Consider the following 8,361-nt stretch of genomic DNA (forward strand, 5'->3'; position numbering starts at 1 on the left):
ATGCGCGTCTACGTGCCCGTGACCTTGGCCGATCTTCCTGCGACGGTATCCGGACTGTGGGAGCCCACCAGCGGATACGCGGTGACCCCCCGGCTCCTCGAGATCTCGTCGATCGACGATGAGGAGGAGCTCGCCGAGCAGGTGCGAGACGTCGCCGCCGCTGACGCCGTGCTCGAGCTCGGGTCCTCTCGCCGGGCCGTGGTGGTCGTGGACTACCCGCGCCAGGATGTGACGGCCGATCCCGGCGGGCATCCGGCCGCAGTCACCCTCGTCGGACGCGTGGACGCCCGGTCCGTCGCGTGCGCGTTCGTGGACGAGCGGGACGGCGGCGACGACGCGGTCGCGGCCGCCGCGGGGGACGAGGACGCGCTCGACCGTCTCGAAGACGGCGATCTGCTGTGGTTCGACGCCTCGGAGATCGCTGCGCTGCAGTTCTAGTGCGCGCGCAGCGCCTCAAGCAAGGCCGCGTGCAGGGCGGTGTTCGTCGCTAGCGCGTCGCCGCCGAAGGGGCCCGGCTCGCCCGCGAGCGAGGTGAAGGTTCCGCCCGCCTCTTCGACAATAGGTACCAGGGCGGCCATGTCGTACAACTCGAGCTCAGGCTCGCAGGCCACGTCCACCACTCCCTCGGCGACCAGCATGTAGCTCCAGAAATCTCCGTATGCCCTGGTGCGCCACACGGAGCGGCTGAGGTCCAGGAACGCGTCGAGCAATCCGCGCTCCTCCCAGCCCGACAGCGACGAGTACGACACGCTCGCCTCGCTCGCCTGGGTGACGTCCGAGACCGAGATCGCCAGCGCATCGGCCAGGCTGGCGCCCTTGAAGGCGCCGTCGCCGCGAGCGGCGAACCAGCGCGAGCCCAGCGCGGGGGCGCTGACGACTCCCACGACAGGCACGCCGTCGTCGAGCAGCGCGATGAGCGTGGCCCACACGGGCACGCCGCGAATGTAGTTCTTGGTGCCGTCGATCGGGTCGACCACCCACTGGCGGGTGCCGCCTGACTTGTCCGCGAACTCCTCGCCATGGAACGCATCGGCGGGGCGGTGCTCGTCGAGCAAGCGCCTGATCAGCAACTCGGTCTCGCGGTCGACGGCCGTGACAGGGGTGTCATCGGGCTTGAGTTCAACGGTGAGCGAGTCCGAGCGGAAGTTGCTCAGCGTGAGGCGGTCCGCCTCGTCGGCAATGCGCATGGCGAGCGCGAGATCCTCGGCGTACGGTCCGGTGGGCTGCATGGCTCACAGGCTATCGGGCCGATGCGCGGGCCGGGCGCGGTGCCGTCCTCACTGGCGATCGGCTCGCCATCAGTGGTGAGCGCACGGGCTCCGCACACATCGAGCAAGGACGCTGTGACCAGGCAATTCGCCTCGCACCGGACCAAAGGGATCCTTGACACAAAGTTCGGAATGCGCTTACCGTAGACAGCGCCGGGCAAGAAACCGGTTTCTGGTCGCTGCTCAACGGGGAGCACCGAGTTTTCGATTCTCAATGGGGAGATTCATGAGACTGACAGCCAGCAGCATTCGCACGTCCCTCGTCGCCTTCACGACCGCGGCCCTCGTCGCGGTCGTCGCCGTGCCAGCGGGCGCGGCCGGGGCAGCCGGGGCCTTCAACGCGAGTGACGTCGCACCAGGGGCGTACTCCGCCAATCTGAGCGTTGGAGACTTCACCGTGCATGCCGCGTCGGGGAAGGCCGTGAACGTCGACGGCTCGGACCGTACCTCCGACCGCGGTGACGAATACACCCAGCGCCTCAAGCTCAACGGCTCGGGGGCGGCGGCCAACCGGTCGCTGTCGTTTACGGCCGACGGGCCCACGCAGGTGCTCGTGCACGCACGCTCGGGCTCGGGCACTGCGGACCGGGCGCTGGCCCTGTACGACGAGTCGTGGACCGAGCTCGCCAGGGTCGAGGCGGTCGCCGATGACTCGTCGCTGCCCGTCGCGACGGAGGTCTTCGACGTGCCCAGCGCTGGCACCTACTGGATCGCCTCGCCCAGCTCGGGAGTGAACGTCTACTACGTCGAGCTCGGCCCGGAGCTGGCCGGGGCCCGCGCGGCGTGGGACAGCGTCGCGGCCCCCACGGTCGACTCCGTCACGACGGACCCCGCTGATCCCACGCGCTTGCTGGTGACCTACACCGGGCTGCTGGGTCCCGACGGCGGCGACATCGCCCACGCCGTCCTGCGTGACGCTGATGGCATCCAGGTGGATCGCGCCTTCACCGCCGTGGACGGTGCCAGCGGAGTGATCACGCTGTCGCCCCCTGCCTCCGGTGCGTACACCGTCGAGGTCTCGCTCACCCGCTCGGGTGAGGCCGATGCGCTGGTCTCCCCAGCATCGGCCGTCACCGAGTTCGCTCTGCCGCTCGCGGTACCCGAGATCTCCGGCTCGCTCACCACCGCGGTGGCGGGAGGGAGCGCAACGGTGACCCTCGAGTGGGGCGCCGTGGCCGAGGCCGAGTCGTACACCGTGGAGGCTCGTCAGGGCGCAGATGAGTTTGCCGCCGTCGCGAGCGGGATCGCGGGTACCTCTGCCGAGATCTCCGGACTGACCCCAGGGGCTGCGTATGAGATGCGGGTCATCGCGCACCGCGGCACGGACAGCGCCACGGGGCCGGCAAGCGTCGTCGAGGTGGCGGGGGAGGTGCAGCGGTGGCAGCTTGCCGAGGTGGGCTCGAACGCCGCCGCGACCACGGCCGCCACGGTCAACGAGGACGGCACCATCACCTTCGACGCGCTCGCGAGCTCGACCAAGTTCGCCTCGTCGGAGGACGGCTTCCAGTACTTCTACACGCAGATTGATCCCCAGACGGAGAACTTCACGCTGAGGGCTACCTTCCGGGTCGACAACGCCGCCGCCAAGGACAACCAATCGGGCTTTGGCATCATCGCGGTGGACGACCTGACGCCGTTCTCGGGCGCCGACAGGTACTTCAACTCCGCGGCGGCACTCGTCACCCGCTACGGCGAGGGCACGCCCGCCGTGGTCAACGGCACCCCCGGTGCGCGATTCGTGACCGGTTACACCGGAGCCACCAACACCACCGAGGGCCTGCGCGACCAGAGCGGCTCGGAGGAGTTCGACCCCGGGTACCGGCCGGAGGTCACTACCGGACCCAAGTTCGACACGGGAGACGTGTACGAGTTCACGCTGCGCCGCTCGAACACCGGTTTCCACGCGATCTGGCACCGCTCGGGCGACCCTGCCGACGACATCGAGGTCATCGAATACGACCCCGACATGCTGCTCGCGCAGAACCCCGACGCGTTCTATGTGGGGCTCGCGACGGCGCGCAAGATCGCCGTCACGGTGACCGACTGGGAGTTCACGACCCTCCACCCGGATGACGACGAGCCCGCTCAGGACCCGCCCACCGAGTACGTCCCGACCTCGCTCAAGGTCGACGTCACGGAGACGACCCCGCACCGCGAGATCGCCATCCCGCTGGTCGCCGACTTCTACGGCACCGGCCAGATTCTCGATGCCGACGGCACCGTGCTCGTGGACGGGCTCACCCTCGTCCCCGGCGAGTCGGTCGAGGGCACCGTCGCCCTCGACGAGGGAGACAACACCTTCACGGCCAGGGCCACGCCCGCGGCCGACCAGCCTCAGCTCGGTGAGTTCGAGGAACTCGAGTCGATGGATCCCGTCGACGTGGCCGTCACCGTCACCGTGAACGCCTACGGAGAGCCGGGCCAGTCGCTGTGGGTCGCGCCGGACGGCAGCCCCGACGGCGACGGCACCAAGGCTCACCCGCTCGACGTGCACACCGCCGTGGGCTTCGCCCAGCCGGGCCAGCAGATCATCCTCGAGGGCGGCACCTACGCACTCGAGCGCGCGGTGGTGGTCGACCGTGGTCGCGACGGGACGGCCGAGTCGCCCATCACCCTCATGTCCGAGCCCGGATCGCGTGCGGTGCTGGACCTGACGGCCTCCGTGGGCGGCGGCCTGCACCTGCGGGGTGACTGGTGGCACGTGTACGACCTCGAGATCACGGGCTCCTTGCCGACGGCCAAGCCCATGCTGATCCAGGGCCACCACAACGTGGTCGAGCGGGTCGAGTCGCACCACAACCAGGACACGGGCATCCAGATCTCGGGGGCCTCAGCCGAGCCACCCTCGATGTGGCCCTCGCACAACCTGGTGGTGTCCTCCAAGGCGCACCACAACGCCGACCCTGGCGGTAACGACGCGGACGGTTTTGCCGCGAAGCTGACCGTGGGGGAGGGCAACGTGTTCCGGTACTCGATCGCCCACCACAACATCGACGATGGCTGGGACCTGTACGCCAAGTCGACCACGGGGCCCATCGGCACCGTGGTGGTCGAGGACTCCGTGGCTTACTTCAACGGCTGGCTCTCGGAGGATCCGACCCGCACGGGCGAGGGCAACGGTTTCAAGCTCGGCGGCGAGTCGATCCCTGGCGACCACCTGCTGCGCAACTCGGTGTCGTACGGCAACCTCGCGACCGGTGTGACCTCCAACTCGGGACCCGACGTGCGGCTCGAGTCCGTCACCTCAGTCGACAATGAGCGCGGCATTCGGCTCGAGACCAACGCGAGCACGACGGCCTACGAGGCGACCGGGGTGATCTCGTGGGCCAACCCCGGCGCCGACGTGCTCGCGCTCAAGCAGGCCGACACCTCGCTGCTCACGTCCGCCACCAACCACTTCGACGGCGCGGGGGTCAGTGCGGACTGGTTCGTCTCGACGGACTCTGACGCGCTAGCGCCCCGCATCGCCGCCGACGGCTCGGTCGACATGCAGGGCCTGTACGAGCTCACGGGGCTTGCCCCTGCCGATGCGGGTGCGCGGCTCATGGCGAACCCCTCGCCCACAGAAGTCTCGCCGCTGCCGGAGGTCGAGCCCGCCCCCGTGGGGCCCGCGCCCTGGTATGCGAGCGCGGTGTATGTGGCGGGTGACCAGGTCCAGCACGACGGAGTGGTCTACGAGGCGCGTTGGTGGACTCGCGGGCAGGAGCCGGGGCTGTCGCCCTGGGGTCCGTGGAAGGTTGTGGGTGAGGCACCGGGTGCCCCGGCGGTGGTGGTGTGTGCCGCTGCCTGGGACACCTCCACGACCTACCTTGGTGGCGAACTGGTCTCGCGCGACGGCGTGAACTACCGGGCGCTGTGGTGGACGCGCGGCCAGGTGCCGGGCGACAGCGCGTGGTCGGCCTGGGCTGCCGTCGCCCCCTGCGAGGTTTCCTCGTAGGGCCGATGCGGCGGGTGGGTCCTTAGTAGGTCTCGCCCGCCGCACGGGAGGCGAGCAGGCGCCGGATCGAGTCCACGCGCGCGTGGCGGTCCGGCACGTCTGCGGCCCAAGCGTCGAGTTCGCAGCCCGACTGGGCCGACTCGTGGGTGCAGCCACGCGGGCACAGGTCCGCGGCGGCATCGGCCACGTCGGGGAACGCGAGGATGAAGTGCGCGGGGTCCACGTGCGCGAGACCAAAGGAGCGCACGCCGGGGGTGTCGACGATCCACCCGCCCTCGGGCAGGGGATAGCGGATCGCGGAGGTCGAGGTGTGTCGGCCGCGACCGGTCACGTCGTTGACGACGCCCACGGCGCGGCCCGCATCGGGCACCAGGGCGTTCACGAGCGTCGACTTGCCCACTCCCGAGTAGCCCACGAGTACCGTCGACAGGCCCGCGAGTTCCTCTCGCAGGCGCACGAACCCAGGGTCGGCCTGCGCGCCACCGTCGCGCTTGACTGACGTCTCGATCACGGTGACGCCCAGTGGCTCGTACGCAGCACGGAGCTGATCCGCGCTCGCGAGGTCGGCCTTGGTGAGCACCAGCAGTGCCGTCATGCCGGCATCGAAGGCTGCGACCAGGCAGCGGTCGATCATGCGGGGGTTGGGCTCGGGGTCGGCGAGCGCGGTGACGATCGCGAGCTGGTCGACGTTGGCGACGATGACCCGCTCGGTCGCATCGGTGTCGTCAGCAGTGCGACGCAGCGCGTTGGTGCGCTCCTCGCGCCTGACCACCCGAGCCAGGGTGTCGGGGCGGCCAGAGGTGTCGCCCACCACCGCGACCTTGTCGCCGATGACGAGTCCGCGCCTACCGAGCTCGCGGGCCTTGACCGCCATGACCTGAGTGCCGGCCACATCGAGCGTGAAGCGCCCGCGATCCACGGCCGTGATGGTGCCTGCCGCGGCGTCGTCGTGACTGGGCCGGATCTTGGTGCGCGGGCGCGAACCGCGCCGGTTGGGCCGGATCCGTGCGTCCGACTCGTCGTACTCCCTGCGGGCCATTCAGCCGTCCGCGGCGCGCGCGCCGAGCATGTCCGCCCACATGGTGGGGAAGTCGGGCATGGTCTTGGAGGTGGTGCCCACATTCAGCACCTCTACTCCAGGCACCGCGAGGCCGATGATCGCAGCGAAGGTGGCCATGCGGTGGTCGTGATACGACTCCATGACCGCAGGGGTGAGGCCCGCGGGGGGCATCCCGTCGAACTTGAGCGAGTCGTCGCCGGCAAGGCAGCGTCCGCCCACCCGCTCGACCTCGCGAGCGATCGCGGCGAGCCGGTCGGTCTCGTGCCCGCGCAGGTGGCCGATGCCGGAGATCACGCTCGGCGAGTCTGCGACGGCACACAGTGCGGCAATGGTGGGAGTGATCTCGCCAGCGGGGGACAGGTCCGCGTCGATGCCAGTGATGCCGCCGTGCGCGAGGCCCGGAGCGCTCACGCTCAGCACGCCGTCGACGAGCTCGCAGGTAGCGCCCATTCGCTCAAGGATCTGGGGATACAGCGCGCCCGGCTGGGTGGTGTGGGTGGGCCAGCCAGGGATGCGCACGGTGCCGCCCGTGATGAGCGGCGCGGCGATGAACGGACCGGCGTTGGACAGGTCGGGCTCGACGCGCACGTCACCGAGCGCGATCGGCCCCGGGTGCACGATCCACGTGCGCTCGTCGGGCTGATCCACGCGCACGCCCGCCTGGCGCAGCGTCTCGCACGTCATGTCAATGTGCGGCAGGCTCGGCAGGGTCTCACCCGTGTGGCGCACCGTCAGGCCCTGCGGCAAGCGAGGGGCCACGAGCAGCAGACCCGTCACAAACTGCGAGCTCGAGCTCGAATCCACCGCAACCTCTGCAGGGATCGACGTCGGCGGCGTCACGGTGAAGGGCAAGGTCCCCCTGCCCTCGTCCTCAACCGTCGCCCCCAGCGCGCGCAGCGCATCCAGTAGCGGCGCCATCGGACGCACGCGTGCACCCTCGTCGCCGTCGAACGAGACGGGCCCGTCGGCGAGGAGCACGAGGGGCGGCACAAACCGCATCACCGTGCCGGCCAAGCCGCAATCAATATGGGCGCCGCCCTGGACGGGGCCGGGCGTGACGCGCCAGGTGGCACCCGCATCGTCCACGTGCTGGCCGAGCGCGCGCAGCGCGGCGATCATGAGTGCGCTGTCGCGCGAGCGCAGACCGCCAGCGACCCTGACGGGGGCGTTGGCGAGGGCGGCGAGCACCAAGAAGCGGTTGGTCAGCGACTTCGAACCGGGGACGTCAACGGTCGCGTCGAGCGGTGCGGTGGCGACGGGGGCCGCCCAGACCTCTCCTGGACCGGTGCCGATCGGGTGCGTGGGGGCGAGGCTCACTTCTTTTTCGCGGCGGCGGCCTTGGCCGACTGCGCTTCCTTCTTTGACTGAGCCTTAGCCTTCTTGGCCTTCGCGCGCTCCTTCTTGCGCGGCGAGTGGCCGGCGGTGGCGGCCAGCAAGGTGCCTCCCAGCAGCGAGACGTTCTTGAGGAACAGTTCCATCTGCTCCTCCTTGCGCTGCTCATCGGTCTCGAGCCAGAACGGGCGCCCAGCGGCGACGGTGGCGAGCGTGAGGCCCGCGAGTGCAAGCCCGGCGGTACGGGGCGTGCGCGACAGTGCGAGCACCGTGGCAGCAGCGACCGTCGCCACCCCGTGAACCTTGACCAGGTCGGTGGTCTTCACGTCGTCGAGGCCCGCTTCCTTGAGCAGGGGCTCGACGACGGGAGCAGAGCGCTCCGCACGCCGCTCGGGTTCCAACACGGACTGAACTCCGCCATAGACAAACCACGTGGCGAGCAGGGGCCTAGCAAGGTGGCGCAACATGCGACCTACGCTACCAAGCAAGCCCGAACAAGGGGAGGGCGCACCCGGGAATGGATCGACGTGCCCGTCGCGTTGAGACGACCATGACCGCAACCGCGACCATGGAGCCCCAAGAGGCGAGGCGAGACGCCGCGCCGTCGGCACTTGGGCCTGGAGTAGGCTCGATCGTCATGACCGATGTGCAGCTGGACTTCGAGACCGAAGCCTTGTCCTACATGGACCAGTTGTTCGCAGCGGCCCTGCGCATGACGCGTCACCGTCCCGATGCGGAGGACTTGGTCCAAGAGACCTACGCGA

The 8,361-nt window shown here is 69.8% G+C and carries 6 protein-coding genes; 2 read left to right on the forward strand and 4 right to left on the reverse strand.

What is annotated here, in order from left to right; translation table 11 throughout:
- Nucleotides 1-438 carry a DUF6912 family protein gene (locus ACK5NO_RS04945; protein WP_416811563.1) on the forward strand — a complete coding sequence of 146 codons (438 nt, stop codon included), beginning with the start codon at nucleotides 1-3 and terminating at the stop codon, nucleotides 436-438.
- On the opposite strand, the gene hisN is transcribed toward ACK5NO_RS04945, so the two are convergent.
- Nucleotides 435-1,229 carry a histidinol-phosphatase gene (hisN, locus tag ACK5NO_RS04950; protein WP_416811564.1) on the reverse strand — a complete coding sequence of 265 codons (795 nt, stop codon included), beginning with the start codon at nucleotides 1,227-1,229 and terminating at the stop codon, nucleotides 435-437. The two genes, ACK5NO_RS04945 and hisN, sit on opposite strands and share 4 nt — an antisense overlap.
- A 265-nt stretch (nucleotides 1,230-1,494) precedes the next feature.
- On the opposite strand from hisN, the gene ACK5NO_RS04955 reads away from it, so the two are divergent.
- Nucleotides 1,495-5,205 (forward strand): carbohydrate-binding protein, encoded by a 3,711-nt coding sequence (locus tag ACK5NO_RS04955; RefSeq protein WP_416811565.1) that lies wholly within the window; start codon nucleotides 1,495-1,497, stop codon nucleotides 5,203-5,205.
- A gap of 22 nt (nucleotides 5,206-5,227) precedes the next feature.
- Here ACK5NO_RS04955 and rsgA read toward each other — a convergent pair whose 3' ends face one another.
- The 3 genes from rsgA to ACK5NO_RS04970 are packed head-to-tail and all read right to left on the reverse strand — an operon-like array spanning nucleotide 5,228 to nucleotide 8,064.
- Nucleotides 5,228-6,244, reverse strand: coding sequence for a ribosome small subunit-dependent GTPase A (gene rsgA, locus ACK5NO_RS04960; RefSeq protein WP_416811566.1), 1,017 nt, complete (start codon nucleotides 6,242-6,244; stop codon nucleotides 5,228-5,230).
- Nucleotides 6,245-7,582, reverse strand: coding sequence for a 3-phosphoshikimate 1-carboxyvinyltransferase (gene aroA, locus ACK5NO_RS04965; RefSeq protein WP_416811567.1), 1,338 nt, complete (start codon nucleotides 7,580-7,582; stop codon nucleotides 6,245-6,247).
- A complete protein-coding gene (locus ACK5NO_RS04970; protein WP_416811568.1) occupies nucleotides 7,579-8,064 on the reverse strand; it encodes a hypothetical protein in 486 nt (161 codons plus the stop codon). Before ACK5NO_RS04970 ends, aroA begins: the two co-directional genes overlap by 4 nt.
- Nucleotides 8,065-8,361: the final 297 nt, after the last annotated feature.

The sequence above is a fragment of the Demequina sp. genome (assembly GCF_047975725.1).
Lineage (GTDB): Bacteria > Actinomycetota > Actinomycetes > Actinomycetales > Demequinaceae > Demequina.